Genomic DNA, 17,807 nt, shown 5'->3' with positions numbered 1-17,807 from the left:
AAGGCTTTGATTTAGAGTTGCTTGACGAAAATGGAAAGAGCCTGAACGAAAACAGGTCGATCTGAATAGATATTGCGCAGGAACTTTCGGCGGTTTCAGTGTTTTTTTAAGAAAATGATGTCTTAAATTACACATACTCGCCTGCGTATTGTTGGAGACATAATATGGACGCTGTTTTGAGACCGGTTATAGAGACCGATCCCACGGCTACAGAAGACAACAAGCTCCCCAACCGCCCATCTCGGGCTGAAGCTGAGGCAGCTGCTCACGTACTCCTGCAATGGATTGGCGACAATCCAGAGCGCGAAGGATTGCTGGACACGCCAAAGCGACTGGTAAAAGCTTACGAGGATCTCTTTTCTGGATACAATGATGATCCGCGCGAACATCTGGAGCGCACCTTTGAAGAAGTTGGCGGCTACAACGATATTGTTCTGCTGAAGGACATTAGCTTTACGTCGTTCTGCGAGCACCATGTCCTGCCATTCACAGGCAAAGCCCATATTGCGTACTATCCAGACCATGCTGTTGTTGGCCTGTCCAAAATTGCACGTGTCGTTGACATCTTTGCACGTCGCTTGCAAACGCAGGAACACCTGACAGTGCAGATTTCAAATGCACTTGAAACCTATCTCGCTCCACGTGGCGTCGCCGTTATGATTGAAGCAGAACATCAATGCATGTCTATGCGTGGAATTCAAAAGCAAGGTGTTTCAACACTGACTAATCGGTTCTCTGGCATTTTCAAAGACAATGCTGCTGAACAGGTTCGCTTTATGACAATGATCCGCTCCTAACAGGTGCTGGACCAATAACCTATCTAAATTTAGGCACCTCCATGACGACGAACATAAAGGCTGAAGGCTTTGCGCCGCGTACTGACAAAAAGGCAATTGAGCTTGGCTATGAGCTTTGCCCGAAGTTTGACGACAACGGCCTGATTGCCGCAGCAGTCTCTGATTATGACAGCGGCGAGCTGTTGATGGTCGGCTATATGAATGACGAAAGCTTGCGCCGGACTATAGAGACAGGCGAAGCTTGGTATTGGAGCCGTTCCCGACAAGAATACTGGAAAAAGGGTGGCACCTCCGGGCAAGTCCAGAAAGTCAAAGAGATCCGCACCGACTGCGACCAAGATGCAATCTGGCTGCGCGTCACAGTCGAGGGTAATGGTGCCACATGCCACGTTGGCTACCGCTCCTGCTTCTTTCGGGAGGTGAAGTCAAACACAGACGGTGAGATTTGGCTGAAGCGAACGGAAGTTGCCCCTGTTTATGACCCGGAGGAAGTTTACGGGAAAAAACAATAGCTTTTAGTGCTCCCAGATTCAGTCTTTTTATAGGTTTAACCTACATAGTTACCTTAGGGTAATTTCGTTTAATTGACCTGAGGAAGACATAATCCGGGAGATGGCAGTGCTGCAAAATCTACCTCTTTGGCCTAACAGCAGACAGTCTTTGGATGATACTCCAGCGGAACCACCAACACCTCCTGCGCCGGAACCAACACCCGGCATTGGAGTGGCCTTAGGGGGGGGTGCAGCTCGCGGTTGGGCTCACATTGGTGTACTCAAAGCGCTCTCAGAAGCCGGGATTCAGTTGGATTTTGTCGCAGGAACCTCCATAGGCGCTGTGGTTGGTGGCTGTTATTTATGCGGTAAGTTGAACGAGCTGGAAGACTATGTACTTTCCCTTTCACGCCGCCGTGTCTTCAGCTTGGTCGACTTGTCTTTCGGCGGGTCAGGGCTAATTTCCGGCAAGAAACTTCTGTCACTGTTTGAAGAGCACTTCGGCAACATCATGATCGAAGACCTTGAGCGCCCCTTTGCAGCTGTTTCAACAGAGTTGGGAACAGGCCACGAAATTTGGCTCAGAAACGGCTCACTGGCGCAGGCTATGAGGTGCTCCTCCTCCCTGCCCGGTGTATTTGAACCCGTCGCCTACGGTGGACGCTGGTTGGTAGATGGCGCGCTCGTAAATCCAATTCCTGTGTCGGTATGTCGTGCATTAGGCGCAAGAGCCGTCATTGCAGTGAACTTGAACTCCGACACGTTTGGCCGTGGGTCAACCGTCGTGCACGAGTTGCCGCCAATCCCAAAAGATATGATTCCTGAGATTGATAATAAGCTCCAGAAAGGACCTGGTGGAACAATCAAACGCGCACTACGCCACCAGCTTTTTGGCAAACAAAAGGGATTGCCAGGTATCTCTGGCGTCATGATGGACAGCTACAACATCATACAGGATAGGATTGGCCGCTCCAGACTTGCGGGGGACCCGCCAGACACCATTCTCACGCTGCGCTTGTCGCATTTGGGGCTGTTTGATTTTCATCGCGGAGAAGAGGCAATACGGGTGGGCTATGAAACCACGTGTCGAGCTCTGCCAGAAATTCATCAACTAGCAGAAATGCAGCCCTGAAACTGCTGTGCTTGGGTAAGCACAGCAGAATATTTTGATCGCTTATACAGCTTGAATGTAGTTGCGCATGTCTTTCGCTTCCTGTTCAACCTGTGCAATTCTGTACTTCACAATATCACCGATTGAAACAAGCCCGATGAGCTTGCCATCTTCCACAACAGGCATGTGACGGAAGCGCCCTTCAGTCATACGTGCCATAACGCCGTTCACAGAATCACCTTCTCCGCAAACAGCAACCTCTTTCGTCATATATTCGCTTACTGGTTGGGTCAGAACATCCGGCCCTTCCAACGAAATAGCTTTCACGACATCACGTTCTGAAACGACTCCGACAATAATACCCGGCTCATTACATAGAATAATCGCGCCTACGCGGCGCCCGCCTAAGCTCGAACAAATTTCGTTTAAGCTACGGGTGCTTGGTTCCGTATAAACGTCTCGCCCTTTACCGTTTAGAATGGCAGCAACTGTCATGGCGACCTCCTCGTTTGTCTATGTCATCCTTCTTTCAAGTTAAAAAAGGAAAAACAACATCCTAACCCTACGGCATCATGACAAATAAAACTGAGCTTGCCTAGACCACATCTCCGGTGCTGTTAATATATGTAGTCAGCTAACATTTAAACTGTCATTTTTGGTATCGGCGAACGGGGCCCAGAAGCGGGAATAACACGAGGCCCGCAATAAAGCCTCCTACGTGAGCTTGCCACGCAATGCTGGAACCTTCACCAGCAATCGGCGCAGACCAAACGCCAAAGACAAAGTTAAGTGCAAACCACACTAAAACAAATGTCAGAACTTGCCGGTCACCTAAAGCGGCCATCAAAGGCCGAGCAGGAACAGTGTAAGCCCTCGCATCCTTCCCTCTAAAAGAACCCAACGGACCACCCATCTCAAAAATGAACCGCAAAGAAGCTGCCATTTGTCCAGAAACTGCGGCAGAGGCACCAATGACAGGAATGCTTTGCCCCCAGTTGGTTGCTAAGTGCGCCCCAGCACCTGCAACGGCACAAATTGCAGACAGAAGCAAAAAGCGCCCCGCTCCAAATCGTCGAGCGACCGCACTGCCAAACACAGCCATCCACAACACATTAAATCCTAGATGTGTGGCGCTGCCATGCAAAAATCCGTAACTCAGAAAACTCCAGATTGAAGACGCAGTTCCACCTGGCCATGAATAATCCGCAGTAAACCCAGCAACATATCTCACAGGCCAGAAGGCAAACAACAAAAGCGTTTGAACATCAGCATTTGAGTTGAGGACATAAGTTCTTATTAAATGAATGCCAATGAAAACTAGCGAGAGCCCTACAACCACACCCGGTAGGTTGAACATTGGCTCCCTTTTGGGTGGAAGCGGCTCAAAGTCCGGCTGGCCATTTTTCATGTGTTCGTCGTGGTGCTGGTTCATTTCACTACAGACCCAAATTAACTGTCCCATTTTGAACTAGGACATGTTGGCATGCTTCGCAAGCACTCTGAGTATTTGAAGAAGAACCATTAGACACAAAAAACCGCCGGCTCTCCCCCAAGATGCCGACGGTTAATTGGAGCTGCTCCCTATCTGGCATCGTGCTTCTTATAGATTCTCTACTTGTTCAAGCGAAAATCACGAGGCGTTCGGCCAAAAATTAGCTCAATTCGTGAGGCCTCAGGGTTCAAATGAGACAACACAACCACAATGAAGTCAGCTCAACATAAGCACAACTTAAACCTTTTGTTAACGTTAATTTTTTACTAAAATTTTAATTATTCAATGACTTGGCATGCTCCCTGCTTATTCCCCACCATAGACCTGAGGATAGTTAAAGTTGTCCATAAAAAGGACACTGGTCCAAAGGGATGACCCAACAAACGGGACTGGGGATGGTAGGAAAATGAAACACGGCGCATCACGTATACTTTTTGAATACTGGGACGAAATACGAGCCGAACGCCCAGCCCCTGAACGGGGGGATATCCAACCTTCCGCAATCAAAAGCGTGCTGGGTGATACCTTCATTTTGGAACTTTCGAATACAGATACTTTCCGTTTCCGCCTTGCTGGAACGCGGCTGTGTTCTTTGTTCTGCCGCGAATTAAAAGGTCGCAACTTCCTTGATGGATGGCAGAAAAAAGACCAACAGGCCGTCTCAGCAATGCTTTCAGCCATCACTCAAGACGGCGCGGCGGCAGTGATCAGTTTTACAGGCGCAACAGAAATGGGTCAGTCCGTAGATCTTGAGTTGTTGTTGCTGCCGATTCGCGTACAAGGTGAAGGCTGCACACGTATCCTAGGATGTATGGCCCCGCTTAAGCGTCCATTCTGGCTCGGCGTGCAAGCAATAAACAAACAATCCGTCAATAGCCTGCGTCTCATTTGGCCAGATGAAGATTCTCCCCTGTTTACTGATGAAAACGATTATGTCCCACATTTTGGCACACCTGCTCACCGTTCAGTCGGCCCTATGGAGCCAAGAACCAGCAGAACGCACCAAACTCCAGCAAATCCGGCACCAAAACTGATGCAGCTGCCGGGCAGTCGACAGGTTGGACACCTGCGAGTTGTTGATGGTGGGAAAATATAAGTAGCAATTAACGAACGCAGTTACCATTCTGTTAACATTGTTTTTTTAGGGTATGACCCGTGTTTCCAGTTAATCATTAATTGCGTGCTCGAGGTTCTTAGAAAATGGCAGGGCGCTTAGCCACCCAACGAATTACTGCTCTGGCAGCAAAAGAACCTGACAAACGTCGTTTTTCTCGCGTAGAAATCAACGTCTTAGGCCGCTTTATGTTGGAAGACAGACGGGAGTACCCATGTCAGGTGGTAAACATGTCACCCGGCGGTGCAGCTCTCATCTCTCCTGTAATGGGAACAATTGGCGAGCGCGTAGTTGCCTACCTCGACCATATTGGCCGTGTTGAAGGTAAGATTGTCCGAGAAATTGACGGCGGATTTTCAATGACGGTAAATGCCAGCGCTCGTAAACGAGACAAACTGGCATCTGTCCTCACATGGCTGGCAAATAAAGACGAGTTGAACCTGTCTGAGGATCGTCGCTTCGACCGTTTCATTCCAAAGAAGCCAATGACAAAGATCATCATGCCGGATAACCGAGAATATGATTGTCGCATAGTCGATGTCTCTCTGTCTGGTGCCGCATTAAAAACAGACGTTCGCCCAGCACTCGGCACACCAATTACCCTTGGCAAGATGCGTGCTCGCGTAATCCGTCATTTCGAAGATGGGGTCGCCGTAGAATTCGCAGCAATTCAGAACCAGGAACTCCTGGAACACCACATTTCAAATCCAGAAAAACGTTGAGGCAGCAAAACAAAGTGCGATTCTCTAATTCTGATGGACTTTCCTCAGGTTTATAACAAATTTACAAAAAAATATCCGACGTGGTAATCCCATGCCAAGCGCATACTTCGCTGTTCTATGAGTGAACGCAAACAGGGTTATGGGTCGACATACTCCTTCCCCAAGCTCATGAAATGACTGTTTTCTGCAGGAATCTAAATTACATAAAATTTGAATTTAATTAGCGTCTTATTTGCCTATTATTTAATTAGATTACAAGTTGTATTTGAATAAAAACTGACAATATTTTTATTAAATACTGACTTTAAAGTTTAGGACCAAATAAAACTGATCGAATGAAAGTAGAGCCAGCCAAGATTGGAGGGCACTACTGGTGTTTGAATTTAAGCTATTCGCGAAAAGTGTTTTTGGTATCGCGTTAGGTGGCCTAATATTCGCTACGCAAGCAAATGCTGAGCAGATTCCTGGTAGGTTTATGCCAGTGATCGGTCGGGCAAGCGCACCGATAGGACACGTAGAGTTTTGTCAGAACTACCCCCAGCAGTGCCAGTACGGCACCAAAACTCCACTTGTTGTGCGCCTGACAAAAGAGCGCTGGCAGGAACTTCTCAACATCAATGCCACCATCAACCAAGAGGTTCGCCCGTTCACCGACGAACAACTTTTCGGTGTCGCGGAATACTGGACTTATCCGCAAGGTGCTGGCGACTGTGAGGAGTACGTATTGGAGAAGCAGCGGCAACTGGCAAAACTAGGTTGGCCAAAAAGCGCTCTTCTTATTACTGTTGTGAAAGATCTAAATAATGGCGGGCACGCTGTTCTTAGCGTCAGAACAGATCAGGGCGACCTCATTTTAGACAACCAAGTCTCTTCGATCCTGCCTTGGTACTCAACGCCTTATCGCTATGTAAAGCGTCAATCCGCACGTCACGCAGCAGCGTGGTCCTCAATTTCCGATAAACGTGTAACCACCGTCGCAAGTATCCCGGAATAACAGTTTTTCAATCTTGGCAAGAAAAGCCTTGGACTGGTGTCCGCGGCTTTTGTGTTTCTCGGCTATAGTCACTTCTTAAATTTCAACTTCAACCAGTTGCTCTTTAAACCGCTTGGCATTGAGCACATAGCCATCCGCAGAACGGATAAGCATATCCTTGGTTGCGTCATCCAGATCACGGACAACCTTACCTGGCATACCAACCACCAGTGAGCCGTCAGGAATAACTTTACCCTCTGGGATCAGTGCATTGGCACCAATGATGCAGCCCTTACCAATCTTCGCCCCATTCAGAATAGTTGCCCCCATGCCGATAAGAGAGCCTTCTCCAACGGTACATCCATGCAAAATTGCTTTGTGACCAATGGTGCAATTAGGTCCAATTACGAGCGGGTATCCCAAATCTGTATGTAAAACAGATCCATCTTGAACGTTGGAACGTGCACCAATGTGAATGAGTTCATTATCACCGCGCAGCACCGCTCCAAACCAAACATTTGATTCTTCGTCAAGCTGGATATGACCAATCAAGCTCGCACACGGAGCGACCCAATAATTGCCGTTCTCAGGAACCTTAGGACTACGATCTCCGAGTTTGTAAAAAGGCACACACTTCTCCTAGATTGTACAATTCAAATCTCGTGCAATCTACCATAGAGCCCTATCAAAGTGCCAAGAGAAAACTCAGGATGAATGTTCCCGAGCAGATGCTCCACATAGCGGCCAATCCACCTGCCGCCGCTAACATACTTGGCCGAAAACTCTCCCTGAAATATCCTTCGATCGCGTAGCGCATAAACATAAACGGGCCGGCAAAGATCCACAGCGCAATCGCAATAAGGCTGGAGATCGGGCCCTTCGCTTCACCAAAGAACCGCGGCGGTTCTCCTGTCACCAGTTGATAGAAACTTCCGCATATTCCTGCAACGATAAAGCCGGATGCAGCAATAAACACTGCAATGAACAACTCACCCACTATGTGCTCCCCCAAATACCTGCGAGCTTTCACAAGCCCAAACGCAATACAGCTTTGATAGAAGCAAAAGGCATGCCGCCTTGGCTAATCGCGTTAACTTCTTGGTAATATTTAACTAAGGGGTATTGGCAATCTTCAGAGGTAATATGCAGATCAAACAGTGTCTCGAAACAAAACAACTAAGACAGCGCTTGTGCCATCTTCTGACACAAAAAAGGGCTCCCGAAGGAGCCCTAATATTTGCGCTTGCAATCAGATAAAAGCCTTAGAGGCCTTCAACGTCGATTTCAAGAATAGCCATCTGGAAGCCCCAGCTCAGCTCACCATCTTCCTCATCACGGAAAACAATGCCGAGAAACTCGTTGTTAATGAAAACTTCAGCAGAGTCATCTTTGTTCGAACGTGCACGAACTTCCAGATCTGGTGATTTGAAAGCGTTACGCATGAAGGCTTGCACCTTACGAATTTCATCAGGCTTCACAGCCGTCTCCTTACCAATTTCAACATCAAACTTTGAGCACAAAATATACAAGTTTGCCGCCGTGCCAACCCTATGAAACCAGCTTATCCTTGTTTGTTTTGCGAGGAAAGTTCTTGACCTTGACCTATCATTTGATCCATGGCCCGGGCAGGTTGATCGCATCCTGCTTCACCCACAACCTTAGCAGGAACACCAGCCACTGTTGTGCATGGATCCACATCTTTTAACACAACGGACCCGGCAGCTATTCGAGAGCAATGGCCAATTTCCAAGTTACCTAAAATCTTAGCACCAGCACCGATCAAGACACCGTGGCGAATTTTTGGATGCCGATCACCGGAAACCTTACCGGTTCCACCAAGAGTAACTCCCTGCAGAATAGAGACATCGTCCTCAATAATGGCAGTACCACCAATCACAATACCGGTTCCATGATCGAAAAAGACCCCTCGCCCCATCGGAACTTGAGGATGAATATCCATCTGGAACACTTCGGAACTGCGGCTTTGCAGATAAAGCGCAAAATCTTCTCGGCCTTTAAACCACAACCAGTTGGCTAATCGGTGTGTCTGAAGAGCGTGGAATCCCTTAAAATAGAGAAGCGGCTCCAAAAACCGGTCGCAAATAGGATCACGGTCAAAGACTGCAGACAAATCAACACGGAAGGCTTGAGAAATCTCGGGGGCTTGTTCCAGCACATCCAGATAAGTCTGGCGAATAAGAGAAGAAGACACAACAACGTGTCCCAATCGATCAGCTACACGGTGAACGATTGCTTCTTCTAAGGAGGCATGGTTCAGGACGGTTTCGTAAACGAATGAGGCAAGCGCTGGCTCAGAACTAGCCATGGCTTGCGCTTCTGCTTTCACACGATCCCAAACTGGATCATGGGAGGCAACCTCCTTGGGGCTACTTGAAGATAATTGCACCATGAAAGAGCGTTCCTTTATATGTAGGACCTGTTCAATCTTACATAGGTGCGGACCAAATCATTCCAAGCCCCACCTACCCGATTTGAATTATCCGCCTATAGTACATCACGCATTATCGCCATTAGAGAAAATCCGTACCAAAGCCAAAGGACTAAAGAGAAAGGAGAACTACATTTCAAACAAAATACAGAAATCCATTCTATTTTTAGGCAGCAGCTTGGTACTCTCTCAAAAACGGCATGATGGCTGCGGTAAAAGCATCATTCACATCTCCTGCCACCATATGACCGGCGTCTTTCACATCTGTGAATTGAGCATGCGGAACCAGTTCAAGAAATTCATCTACATGGCTTTGTTTGACAAGCTCAGAGGCCGCCCCTCTCACCAACAAACTTGGCACTTTAAGGTTAGCCGCCGCTTCCAAAAGCTCAGACTGCACTCGCTCTTTCACATCCACACGATTGGCATGATGAGTAATAAAGCGCGGATCCCAATGCCAGCGATAACGGCCATCTTCCCTCAAACGAAGGTTCTTAGAGAGGCCATCCAGTGATTTCGGGCGTTTCCGGTGAGGCAAGTAGGAGGCGATCATATCAGCAGCTTCTTCAACGCTACCAAAGCCGTCATTTACTTTTTCTGCCATGAACGAAAGAACTTTGTTTACGCCGCCTTCGTCAAGCCGAGGCGTCACATCAACAAGAATAACACCCGCCAGTGCTCCCGGGCGTAAAGCCCCCTCCGCCATAATAGAGGCCAACCCGCCTAAAGAAGCGCCGATAGCAATTGGTTTGCTACCCGTTTGCTCAAAAACCTGAGCGGCAACCGCGGCGACATCCGCACCAAAATCAGAGAAGAAGTATTTCTCTCCATCTACCCAAGCACTATCCCCATGCCCGCGCATATCAAGACAGAAAGCCTGCATACCGGCATCAGCAATTCCCTCGGCAGTTTTACCCCACGAATGTCTTGTCTGCCCGCCACCGTGCATCAACATGACAGACTGACCTTCATGACCAAATCTGTCCGCAACAATCCGATTACCGTCAGCGCCAATAAATTCGCAAGTCAGTTTACTCATGAAAATTGCTCCAAAAATTCTAATGTGCCTTTTTTGAAAATCTTATCGCCAACCGCTGTCATATGATCCCGGTTGGCAATTTCCAGAAACTCGGCATTTGGCATCAAATCGGCCAAGGCTTGCGGGTCACCGGCAATATCGTCGTTTGTCCCCACGGCAATAAGCGTCGGAGCCGTGATGGTGGAGATCATTTCCTCAGAGATGGGCTTGCGAGCTGATTGCATACAGGCAGCCAGAGCGCGACGATCAGATTTAGTCTGCTCTGCAAACGCACGGAAGGCACGGCCAGTCCGGTCTTTCACATCAGAAATCCGTTCGGCAAGCAAACCTTCAATAATAGGCTCTGGATTACCAACACCGGAAATCAAACCATAACCCATTCCACCAAGGGTGAGTGAACGAACCCGATCAGGGGCCTGCAGCGCACAAAAGGCAGAAATGCGCGTACCCATGGAGTAACCAAGCAAATCAGCTTGATCGATATAAAGGTGATCCAACAGCTTGAGGGCGTCTTTCGCCATCACCGGCGCACCGTAGTCCTCAGCCTCATAGTATTTGTAGCTCTCGCCGTGACCACGGTTATCGATTGCAATGACCCGGCGACCATCTTTCACCAAAAGATCGACCCAACCAGGATACACCCAGTTCACATGTTTGTTGGACGCAAATCCGTGGATCAGAAGAATCGGATCGCCCTCTCCTTCATCGAGATAGGCAATAGGGTGATCATTATTAGAAAATATAGGCATTGAACCTGACGCATACGTAAAGGAAACTCTATGAACATGCGAAGTTAAAGCCTGCCTAGAGGAAAGGAAAGGCTGAAGATCTATCACTTTGGATTAATCCTTCATCAATTCACAACCTAACCAAGCACCAAATCAACAACCATAAAGCGAGTAGAACAGTTCAAAGCTACGTGAAAATTCACAGTACAACTGTGGACCGCATACGTTAGTGATAAATCATAGGCGCAATGAACCTGTTCTTTTTGAATGAACCAATCTATTGTCTCATAAAATTTGGTTCTTTGGAGCAGAGCAAAACAAATGGCCGATAAAGTCGTACCGCACTTCCATAATAGCCATGGAGTAGACGCAATCCATATTGGTGCTAAGGAATTCATGTGCATCGGTGCTAACCCACCTATGGACCACCCACATATTTTCTTGGATATGGGTTCAGAAGGCAGCGTTGTGTGCCCTTATTGCTCTACACTTTACAATCACGATCCTAAGCTCAAATCTAATCAGTCTCAGCCTGAAGATTGTGTTTGGACGCCTGATGCGGCTTAAGTGCCTCATTATTCAAATGATAGACGAATAACCAGACATACCGCTGCGATGCCCAAAGGCTTTTCCTCCCGGCAAAGCGCGGCAGGTAAACTGCGTAATGATACCAAAAAAAATAGCCATTGCAGGCGCCGGCATTGCTGGCTTAACGGCTGCACTTTATCTATCCCGCAAAGGGCATAGTGTTCACCTGTTTGATGCGGCGACTGAACTCTCAGAAGCAGGCGCAGGCATTCAACTTTCAGCAAATGCTATGCGTTGCCTGCAGGCACTTGGTCTCGGACCGGCCTTAATGTCCCGCGCAGTATCTCCTGCAAGCGTAAACGTTCGCTCTGGACATGATGGTGCGCATCTGGCGACTGTTCCCCTCGGCCGCATTGCTGAGGACCGTTACGGCGCGCCCTATTACGTCATCCATAGAGCTGATTTGCAGGCGCTTCTGGTTGAAGCTGTGAACCAGACCCCGGAAATCTCACTCCACCTGCAAACCGCCGTTGAAGATGCCAGCATCACTGGTGAGACTGTTACTCTGCAAGGTCTTGCTTTTGCGCAGGAAAACAGCAAGATACCAAGCCAGTTTGACCTACTGATTGGCGCCGATGGGGTACGTTCCCAGATTAGGCAGAACACGCTTGGCAATCCTGGCCCGAAACATTCTGGGTTTGTCGCTTATAGGGCGACTGCTGAACCCCCGTTCAATCTGGAACACTTACTCAGCACCTCAGGCCTTTGGATGGCATCAAACGCACATCTAGTCCAGTATCCGGTAAAGAACGGCAGACTTCTTAACGTTGTCGCCGTCACCAAAGAAAACTGGGACCACGACAGCTGGTCACATCAAGTTGGTTCAGAAGAAGTAAGAAAACACTTCAGAAAATGGACGCCGGAAGCATTGCGGCTTGTTTTTCTTCCGGAAACCTGGACCCGTTGGGCGTTGTGTGAAAACGACATAAAGCCTGCATGGACAAAAGGTCCGATCACCTTGATTGGGGATGCTGCCCACGCAATGCTCCCTTTTGCCGCGCAAGGCGCAGCAATGGCCATTGAAGATGCGGCAGTCCTTTCCAAAATGGTAGATATTCACGGTGCGACCCCGCATGCGCTTCAGTCATACGAAGATGCCCGTCGTCCTCGTATTGAGAAGATGAGCAAACTCGTGAAGCGAAATCAACGGATCTACCACATGGGCTTCCCTATGCGCCTCGCACGGGATTTAGTCATGCGCTCCAACTCACCAGAGCAACTGCTGGATCGTTTGGACTGGGTCTACGAGTGGACACCCGACGACTGCATCAACCCAAAAAAATAGTTCAAGTTATTTGAGGAATACCGAGTTTATGACTGAAAAGGTAATCACCGCAGCATTTCTTGTAATCGGCGACGAGATTCTGTCAGGCCGAACCAAAGACAAAAACATCAGGTTCCTCGCATCTTATTTGACTGAAATTGGCATTGACCTGAACGAAGTTCGAATTGTGCCGGATGTGCAAGATAAGATTGTGGAAGCCGTCAACGCATTACGCGCCGAGTACACCTATGTTTTCACCTCTGGTGGCATCGGCCCGACCCACGACGATATTACAGCAGATGCAATTGCAAAAGCATTCAACGTTCCGATCGGCCTTGATCCACGCGCATTCAAACTGTTGGAAGATCACTACGGCGCAGAAAACTTCACGCAAGCTCGTCAACGGATGGCACGTTTGCCGGAAGGCTCCGATCTCATCGAAAATAAAGTATCAATCGCTCCGGGCTTCAAAATTGAAAACGTCCATGTCATGGCAGGCGTGCCAGCCATCATGCAGGCCATGGTAGATGCAGTAGCACCAACGCTGGACACTGGGTTAAAGATGCTTTCCAAGGCTATTGACGCCCCCCTGCCGGAGAGTCGCATTGCAACTGACCTAGGGGAAATTCAGAAAAAATTCCCGGAAACATCAATTGGATCATACCCGCAATCAAAAGATGGCGTATTTTCCACACAGATTGTTGTGCGATGCCGGTCAAATGTTGTACTGGAACAGACCAGTGCAGCAGTCCAAGCGGCCGTAGAGACCGCAAAGACGAAATATCTTTGAAAGAAGACACATGGAAAATCAGCAGCAGTCCAAAGCCTTCCCGGTTTCCTGGGATCAGTTCCACCGTGATTGTCGGGCCCTCTCCTGGCGCCTTGCTGACAAAGGCGAATTTAAAGCGATCGTTTGCATCACCCGCGGTGGTCTGGTTCCAGCCGGCATTATTGCGCGTGAACTCGGCGTTCGCATGATCGAAACAGTATGTATTGCGTCCTATCACGACTACGATGATCAGGGCGAACTGAGAGTCATCAAGCCAATCGACCCTAAAGTCGTTGGAAGTGACGGCGGAGAAGGCGTCCTTGTCATCGACGATCTCGTCGACACAGGTAAAACGGCAAGAGTGGTTCGCGAAATGCTTCCAAAAGCACATTTCGCAGCTGTCTACGCAAAACCAATGGGCGCAGAACTTGCCGACACCATCGTAACCGAACTTTCTCAGGACACCTGGGTGTACTTCCCTTGGGACATGGGTTGGCAGTTCCAGCCACCAATCTCAAAAGACACTGCAGGCTAAAGTCTATTCCCCCAAAGCGGGTTCCGGTTTCCAAACAGGAATACGCGCTTTGAGACTTAGAAGTTCCAAATTGTTTTCAAGCCCCGGCATCAGCTGGGGCTTTTTATTTGTGCCTACCCCTAAATAACACTCAGCATACGTTCGCTTCGGCATCCCTTATAATGAGAACGGAATAAATCCTCCCTCTGTGCTGGAACTGCTCGATGAACCCGTTCGATAACATAGACACCATATTGGGTTACGGCTTCCTCGGCCTATCCTTCCTCTTCGTCTATCTGGCTTACACAAACATCCGCGAAGTCATCAAAGATGACAAGCCGACAGAGGCTGCTGTCAATCTTTCAAAATTTTTCATGATTGGGGCCATGCTGTTCATGATCATCGCCGCTCCGCTTCAGATCGCCATGATCTACGTGAACTCGCAGGTGACAGAGAAAAAAATCAAACTAACAATCACCATGCCTCAACCAGCTTGGGATGACACTCTAGGTCAGGTCGTTCTGCTTCACAAAGGTCAACAAGTTCCAATAATCAATAGGCAGCACACAGGAGAATACCGGGAGGACGACACCGTCGTTCTCAATGCTGCCAAGGTTCACAACATCATTCGCACCATAAGAGCACAGCTTGCAGCTCTCAATGCAGCACGAAACATGCCGGTTCAACCTGCAATTGGCCCACCAGAGGCTCCAGTCTCTTCGCAAACACTCGAAATGCTACAGGGAGGCTGAAGCTATGAAACTGCTCAAACTGATATTGATTAGCATGACTGCACTCCTTTTATTCCTCTCCTCGTCGTGGGCCATGGATAAATTCGGACAGGACGTATCCCCGGAACTTGAGGCAAAAACGCTACTTGCAAGAATGCTGCGCCAACCTTTTAGGCCTGACACTTATGATCCGAAAAAGTCAGTTGAGCAGCTGTTGGAAGTTGTTGAAAGCAAAGCCGATTATTTCCGAGCGTATTTCAACCTCGGCCTCGCTTATCATGAGCTGGATGACTATCCCAACGCCAAAGCAGCCTTCAACAAAGCCATCATTATTCGGCACGAGCTGAACATTGAGGACACGTCTGTCGTCAACACAGCTGGCTGGGTTGCGATGAAACATGGCGATTTCAGCCATGCAGAAGGTCTCCTCAAACAGGCCGAGGCACTCACAATAAATGAGGAAAGCTTCACCAAACGCGCAACAATCAGCAACCTTGGGGAACTGTACTTCCTCACCCAACGTTTTGAGGAAGCAGAGCGCTACCTCACCCGATCCTTGCAAGATTACGGCAATGAAGCCGCGCAGTATTATCTGGATGTAATAGCCGCAACACAGAAGCTAGAGAAAAACATCGCCGGAGATATCCCAGCTGCAACACCAGAGGCTCTGCAATAGCAACCTAGCATTTCACTGCAATTGGCCTGTCTGCAATAATCTCTTCTGCAGTCAGGCGGCAGCCGATGGCATAAACCTCAACACCAGCCGCAATGGCTTCATCAAAAATCTTGCCATACTTGGGGTCAATATCCCGTGCCAAGGTGAGTGCATCACAATCATCACGCTGGATTAGAAACACCATTGCAGAACGATGCCCTTCCTTGACCATATCCCCAAGCTCAACCAAATGCTTTGCCCCGCGCGCTGTCACTGCATCAGGGAACTCAGCAATACCCTGCTGCCGCGCAAGTGTTACATTCTTCACTTCAACGTAAGTGAGCTGATCATTCGGCCCTTCCAGCAAAATATCAATGCGGGAATTCTGGCCATACTTCACTTCACGCCGCAGTGTCTCATAGCCAGTCAACTCAGGAATGCGACCAGCCTCAATTGCTTCTTCAACTAACTTGTTAGGTCTACTGGTGTTGATGCCAACCATAGCACCACCCACTTCCAGCATTTCCCAAGAGTACTTCAGCTTACGTTTAGGATTGTTGGAGGGAGAAACCCACACTTTGAGCCCCTCATCCTTCAACCCCATCATAGAACCAGAGTTGGCCACATGAGCGATCACCTCTTCACCACTCCCATCCAGAATAATATCGGACAGAAACCGCTTATAGCGCTTCACCAGACGGCCAGTAAGCAACTGACTTTCAAATCGCATGGCGATCACTCCACTCTAGTTTGATTATTTGGACCAGAAATCCGGATCCAGAAGAATAAGAACGGTAAACAACTCCAACCGGCCCATCAGCATAGCAACACATAGGATCCACTTAACCGGATCAGGAAGCGGAGCAAAGTTGCCAGCAGGACCGATCATCGTTCCAAGACCCGGGCCAACATTACCAACGGATGTCGCAGCAGCAGATACTGCCGTCACAAGATCCAGATGGAACAGGGACAAGATCAACGTCAGAATACCAACGGTGCCAATGTAAACCACCAAAAACGCCAAAACCGAGAAGGTCAGCTCAGGCGTCAGGTGCGTGTTTCCGTAGGTCACAGAGATAACGCGGTTAGGACGCACCATCCGGCGCATATGCGCAATGACGGTTCCAAAGAAGACGAGGAAGCGGAAGATTTTAATGCCGCCCGTTGTCGACCCAGTACACCCACCAACGAACTTAAGCAGGAACGCGAGGCCAATAACTGGAGCACCCCACGAAGTGTAATCCCCCATGGCATAGCCCGTGCCGGTTACAACCGAAATCACATTGAACGTAGACTGTAAAACAGCACTGCCAAAGCTATCTGCATTGCCAGACGCCCCGAGGTAGATCGTCAGAGCAATGGAAATAACACCAATCAACCACAGGAAAGACCGCACTTGCGGATCTCGCCACAACAACAAAGGCTGACCGCGCAATGCTTGAATGATCAAAACAAACGGCAAAGACCCAATGACCATAAAGACAATGGCAATCCAACCGGTCACCGGATTGGTGAAATAACCAAACGAGTCATCATGGGTGGAATACCCGCCGGTCGCAATTGTTGTGAGACCATGATTAAACGCATCAAACATGGTCATTCCAGAAAACCAGAAGAACATAATGCATAGGCTGGTCAGAAACAAATATGTCAAACCAATCAGACGGATAAGCTCAATGGAACGGCCTACGATCTTTTCACTCTGATCAGAGCTCTCAGTTTGGAAAAGTTGCATTCCACCGATGCGCAAAAACGGCAAAAGAACAATCGCCATAACGACAATCCCAACACCGCCCATCCACTGCATCAGCGAACGCCAGACCAACAAGCCCGGCGGAAGAGAATCGAGGCCGGATAAGACCGTCGATCCCGTCGTTGTAAACCCCGAAACAGCTTCAAACGCAGCGTCTACATAAGCGACACCAAGCCAGAGAAAAGGGAGCGCTCCAAACGCGGGCAAACTCACCCAGCACAATGTCGTCAGGATAAATGTCTGCCGCGTATCAAGGCCATCACGCAAGGCGCCGCCCATAGCAACGATGAGCAGCATTCCAAAGAGGCCGGTGATTAAAGCAGAAAGAACAAAAGCCTGCCAATCAGCATTTCGAGAAACAACATCAACTAAAGCCGGGATCAACATTGCCGCCGCAAGGCCGACATAAAGATACCCAAGCACACTTAAAACCGGTCGTAAGGAAACCAACATCAATACCGCCGACGTCAAACATCATTTTGTTCGCCCGTTAGTCATAAATTGCCCCGGTTAGGACGTGACCAGAACGGTATGCTCACAAGCTCAATAAGATACAGGTTTTAGGCTAATTGCAGATATCTGGCAATTGATTAAATCGGTCAATTACCTATTCACTC

22 protein-coding genes are annotated in these 17,807 nt (G+C 48.7%); 12 read left to right on the top strand and 10 right to left on the bottom strand.

Annotation, left to right across the window (positions count from 1 at the left end; all coding sequences use genetic code 11):
- The first annotated feature begins 164 nt into the window (after positions 1 to 164).
- The 3 genes from folE to BLS62_RS25335 all read left to right on the top strand — a co-directional run bounded on the left by folE (position 165) and on the right by BLS62_RS25335 (position 2,420).
- A complete protein-coding gene (gene folE / locus BLS62_RS25345; RefSeq protein WP_093187815.1) occupies positions 165 to 797 on the top strand; it encodes a GTP cyclohydrolase I FolE in 633 nt (210 codons plus the stop codon).
- A gap of 41 nt (positions 798 to 838) precedes the next feature.
- Entirely contained in the window at positions 839 to 1,309 is a 471-nt protein-coding gene (hisI, locus tag BLS62_RS25340) for a phosphoribosyl-AMP cyclohydrolase (RefSeq protein ID WP_093187812.1), read from the top strand.
- A gap of 100 nt (positions 1,310 to 1,409) precedes the next feature.
- Entirely contained in the window at positions 1,410 to 2,420 is a 1,011-nt protein-coding gene (locus BLS62_RS25335; protein ID WP_093187810.1) for a patatin-like phospholipase family protein, read from the top strand.
- 42 nt (positions 2,421 to 2,462) lie between these two features.
- Here the strand turns inward: BLS62_RS25335 and BLS62_RS25330 are convergent, their stop codons facing one another.
- Positions 2,463 to 2,894 (bottom strand): CBS domain-containing protein, encoded by a 432-nt coding sequence (locus BLS62_RS25330; RefSeq protein ID WP_093187805.1) that lies wholly within the window; start codon positions 2,892 to 2,894, stop codon positions 2,463 to 2,465.
- A 154-nt stretch (positions 2,895 to 3,048) separates the two neighbouring features.
- A complete protein-coding gene (locus BLS62_RS25325; protein ID WP_093187802.1) occupies positions 3,049 to 3,831 on the bottom strand; it encodes a rhomboid family intramembrane serine protease in 783 nt (260 codons plus the stop codon).
- 466 nt (positions 3,832 to 4,297) lie between these two features.
- On the opposite strand from BLS62_RS25325, the gene BLS62_RS25320 reads away from it, so the two are divergent.
- The 3 genes from BLS62_RS25320 to BLS62_RS25310 all read left to right on the top strand — a co-directional run bounded on the left by BLS62_RS25320 (position 4,298) and on the right by BLS62_RS25310 (position 6,721).
- Positions 4,298 to 4,987 carry a PAS domain-containing protein gene (locus BLS62_RS25320; protein ID WP_093187799.1) on the top strand — a complete coding sequence of 230 codons (690 nt, stop codon included), beginning with the start codon at positions 4,298 to 4,300 and terminating at the stop codon, positions 4,985 to 4,987.
- 104 nt (positions 4,988 to 5,091) lie between these two features.
- On the top strand, positions 5,092 to 5,727 hold the full coding sequence (locus BLS62_RS25315) for a PilZ domain-containing protein (protein ID WP_093187796.1): 636 nt from the start codon (positions 5,092 to 5,094) through the stop codon (positions 5,725 to 5,727).
- A 373-nt stretch (positions 5,728 to 6,100) separates the two neighbouring features.
- Positions 6,101 to 6,721 carry a transglutaminase-like cysteine peptidase gene (locus tag BLS62_RS25310; RefSeq protein WP_093187793.1) on the top strand — a complete coding sequence of 207 codons (621 nt, stop codon included), beginning with the start codon at positions 6,101 to 6,103 and terminating at the stop codon, positions 6,719 to 6,721.
- 75 nt (positions 6,722 to 6,796) lie between these two features.
- Here the strand turns inward: BLS62_RS25310 and BLS62_RS25305 are convergent, their stop codons facing one another.
- The 6 genes from BLS62_RS25305 to BLS62_RS25280 all read right to left on the bottom strand — a co-directional run bounded on the left by BLS62_RS25305 (position 6,797) and on the right by BLS62_RS25280 (position 10,937).
- Complete coding sequence (locus BLS62_RS25305; RefSeq protein ID WP_093187790.1) at positions 6,797 to 7,330, bottom strand: gamma carbonic anhydrase family protein; 534 nt, start codon at positions 7,328 to 7,330, stop codon at positions 6,797 to 6,799.
- Positions 7,331 to 7,385: 55 nt separating this feature from the next.
- Positions 7,386 to 7,697 carry a DUF6949 family protein gene (locus BLS62_RS25300; protein WP_208991093.1) on the bottom strand — a complete coding sequence of 104 codons (312 nt, stop codon included), beginning with the start codon at positions 7,695 to 7,697 and terminating at the stop codon, positions 7,386 to 7,388.
- A 265-nt stretch (positions 7,698 to 7,962) separates the two neighbouring features.
- A complete protein-coding gene (locus BLS62_RS25295; RefSeq protein WP_093189614.1) occupies positions 7,963 to 8,178 on the bottom strand; it encodes a DUF3126 family protein in 216 nt (71 codons plus the stop codon).
- A gap of 83 nt (positions 8,179 to 8,261) precedes the next feature.
- Positions 8,262 to 9,110: a serine O-acetyltransferase gene (gene cysE, locus BLS62_RS25290; RefSeq protein WP_093187787.1), complete on the bottom strand. Its 849-nt coding sequence runs from the start codon at positions 9,108 to 9,110 to the stop codon at positions 8,262 to 8,264.
- Positions 9,111 to 9,315: 205 nt separating this feature from the next.
- On the bottom strand, positions 9,316 to 10,188 hold the full coding sequence (locus BLS62_RS25285; RefSeq protein WP_093187784.1) for an alpha/beta fold hydrolase: 873 nt from the start codon (positions 10,186 to 10,188) through the stop codon (positions 9,316 to 9,318).
- Positions 10,185 to 10,937, bottom strand: coding sequence for an alpha/beta fold hydrolase (locus BLS62_RS25280; protein WP_093187781.1), 753 nt, complete (start codon positions 10,935 to 10,937; stop codon positions 10,185 to 10,187). Before BLS62_RS25280 ends, BLS62_RS25285 begins: the two co-directional genes overlap by 4 nt.
- A 300-nt stretch (positions 10,938 to 11,237) precedes the next feature.
- Between BLS62_RS25280 and BLS62_RS25275 the strand changes: the two genes are divergently transcribed.
- The 6 genes from BLS62_RS25275 (at position 11,238) to BLS62_RS25250 (ending at position 15,458) form a co-directional block, all read left to right on the top strand.
- The gene (locus tag BLS62_RS25275; protein WP_093187778.1) at positions 11,238 to 11,483 is read left to right on the top strand and encodes a zinc-finger domain-containing protein; all 246 of its coding nucleotides are present in this window, start codon (positions 11,238 to 11,240) and stop codon (positions 11,481 to 11,483) included.
- 97 nt (positions 11,484 to 11,580) lie between these two features.
- Positions 11,581 to 12,789 (top strand): FAD-dependent oxidoreductase, encoded by a 1,209-nt coding sequence (locus BLS62_RS25270; RefSeq protein ID WP_093187775.1) that lies wholly within the window; start codon positions 11,581 to 11,583, stop codon positions 12,787 to 12,789.
- 28 nt (positions 12,790 to 12,817) lie between these two features.
- A complete protein-coding gene (locus BLS62_RS25265; RefSeq protein ID WP_093187772.1) occupies positions 12,818 to 13,558 on the top strand; it encodes a competence/damage-inducible protein A in 741 nt (246 codons plus the stop codon).
- 10 nt (positions 13,559 to 13,568) lie between these two features.
- Complete coding sequence (gpt, locus tag BLS62_RS25260; protein WP_093187770.1) at positions 13,569 to 14,072, top strand: xanthine phosphoribosyltransferase; 504 nt, start codon at positions 13,569 to 13,571, stop codon at positions 14,070 to 14,072.
- A 203-nt stretch (positions 14,073 to 14,275) separates the two neighbouring features.
- Positions 14,276 to 14,803 (top strand): hypothetical protein, encoded by a 528-nt coding sequence (locus tag BLS62_RS25255; protein ID WP_093187768.1) that lies wholly within the window; start codon positions 14,276 to 14,278, stop codon positions 14,801 to 14,803.
- A gap of 4 nt (positions 14,804 to 14,807) precedes the next feature.
- Complete coding sequence (locus BLS62_RS25250; RefSeq protein WP_159436573.1) at positions 14,808 to 15,458, top strand: tetratricopeptide repeat protein; 651 nt, start codon at positions 14,808 to 14,810, stop codon at positions 15,456 to 15,458.
- 4 nt (positions 15,459 to 15,462) lie between these two features.
- Here BLS62_RS25250 and sfsA read toward each other — a convergent pair whose 3' ends face one another.
- Entirely contained in the window at positions 15,463 to 16,167 is a 705-nt protein-coding gene (gene sfsA / locus BLS62_RS25245) for a DNA/RNA nuclease SfsA (RefSeq protein ID WP_093187764.1), read from the bottom strand.
- Positions 16,168 to 16,191: 24 nt separating this feature from the next.
- Complete coding sequence (locus BLS62_RS25240) at positions 16,192 to 17,643, bottom strand: TrkH family potassium uptake protein (protein ID WP_093187761.1); 1,452 nt, start codon at positions 17,641 to 17,643, stop codon at positions 16,192 to 16,194.
- Positions 17,644 to 17,807 lie beyond the last annotated feature (164 nt).

This window comes from Pseudovibrio sp. Tun.PSC04-5.I4, from assembly GCF_900104145.1.
GTDB lineage: Bacteria > Pseudomonadota > Alphaproteobacteria > Rhizobiales > Stappiaceae > Pseudovibrio.
The sequence above is the reverse complement of the archived record's forward strand: the minus strand, read 5'-3'. Positions and strand labels throughout refer to the sequence as shown.

Excerpts from the sequence above, each read along its gene's own strand:
- BLS62_RS25240 (WP_093187761.1), bottom strand. The coding sequence starts at position 17,643 with ATGTTGGTTTCCTTACGACCGGTTTTAAGTGTGCTTGGGTATCTTTAT.
- BLS62_RS25280 (WP_093187781.1), bottom strand. The coding sequence starts at position 10,937 with ATGCCTATATTTTCTAATAATGATCACCCTATTGCCTATCTCGATGAA.
- BLS62_RS25275 (WP_093187778.1), top strand. The coding sequence starts at position 11,238 with ATGGCCGATAAAGTCGTACCGCACTTCCATAATAGCCATGGAGTAGAC.
- BLS62_RS25320 (WP_093187799.1), top strand. The coding sequence starts at position 4,298 with ATGAAACACGGCGCATCACGTATACTTTTTGAATACTGGGACGAAATA.
- hisI (WP_093187812.1), top strand. The coding sequence starts at position 839 with ATGACGACGAACATAAAGGCTGAAGGCTTTGCGCCGCGTACTGACAAA.
- sfsA (WP_093187764.1), bottom strand. The coding sequence starts at position 16,167 with ATGCGATTTGAAAGTCAGTTGCTTACTGGCCGTCTGGTGAAGCGCTAT.
- BLS62_RS25325 (WP_093187802.1), bottom strand. The coding sequence starts at position 3,831 with ATGAACCAGCACCACGACGAACACATGAAAAATGGCCAGCCGGACTTT.
- BLS62_RS25250 (WP_159436573.1), top strand. The coding sequence starts at position 14,808 with ATGAAACTGCTCAAACTGATATTGATTAGCATGACTGCACTCCTTTTA.
- BLS62_RS25270 (WP_093187775.1), top strand. The coding sequence starts at position 11,581 with ATGATACCAAAAAAAATAGCCATTGCAGGCGCCGGCATTGCTGGCTTA.
- BLS62_RS25255 (WP_093187768.1), top strand. The coding sequence starts at position 14,276 with ATGAACCCGTTCGATAACATAGACACCATATTGGGTTACGGCTTCCTC.
- gpt (WP_093187770.1), top strand. The coding sequence starts at position 13,569 with ATGGAAAATCAGCAGCAGTCCAAAGCCTTCCCGGTTTCCTGGGATCAG.
- BLS62_RS25315 (WP_093187796.1), top strand. The coding sequence starts at position 5,092 with ATGGCAGGGCGCTTAGCCACCCAACGAATTACTGCTCTGGCAGCAAAA.
- cysE (WP_093187787.1), bottom strand. The coding sequence starts at position 9,110 with ATGGTGCAATTATCTTCAAGTAGCCCCAAGGAGGTTGCCTCCCATGAT.
- BLS62_RS25330 (WP_093187805.1), bottom strand. The coding sequence starts at position 2,894 with ATGACAGTTGCTGCCATTCTAAACGGTAAAGGGCGAGACGTTTATACG.
- BLS62_RS25335 (WP_093187810.1), top strand. The coding sequence starts at position 1,410 with ATGGCAGTGCTGCAAAATCTACCTCTTTGGCCTAACAGCAGACAGTCT.
- BLS62_RS25285 (WP_093187784.1), bottom strand. The coding sequence starts at position 10,188 with ATGAGTAAACTGACTTGCGAATTTATTGGCGCTGACGGTAATCGGATT.
- BLS62_RS25265 (WP_093187772.1), top strand. The coding sequence starts at position 12,818 with ATGACTGAAAAGGTAATCACCGCAGCATTTCTTGTAATCGGCGACGAG.
- folE (WP_093187815.1), top strand. The coding sequence starts at position 165 with ATGGACGCTGTTTTGAGACCGGTTATAGAGACCGATCCCACGGCTACA.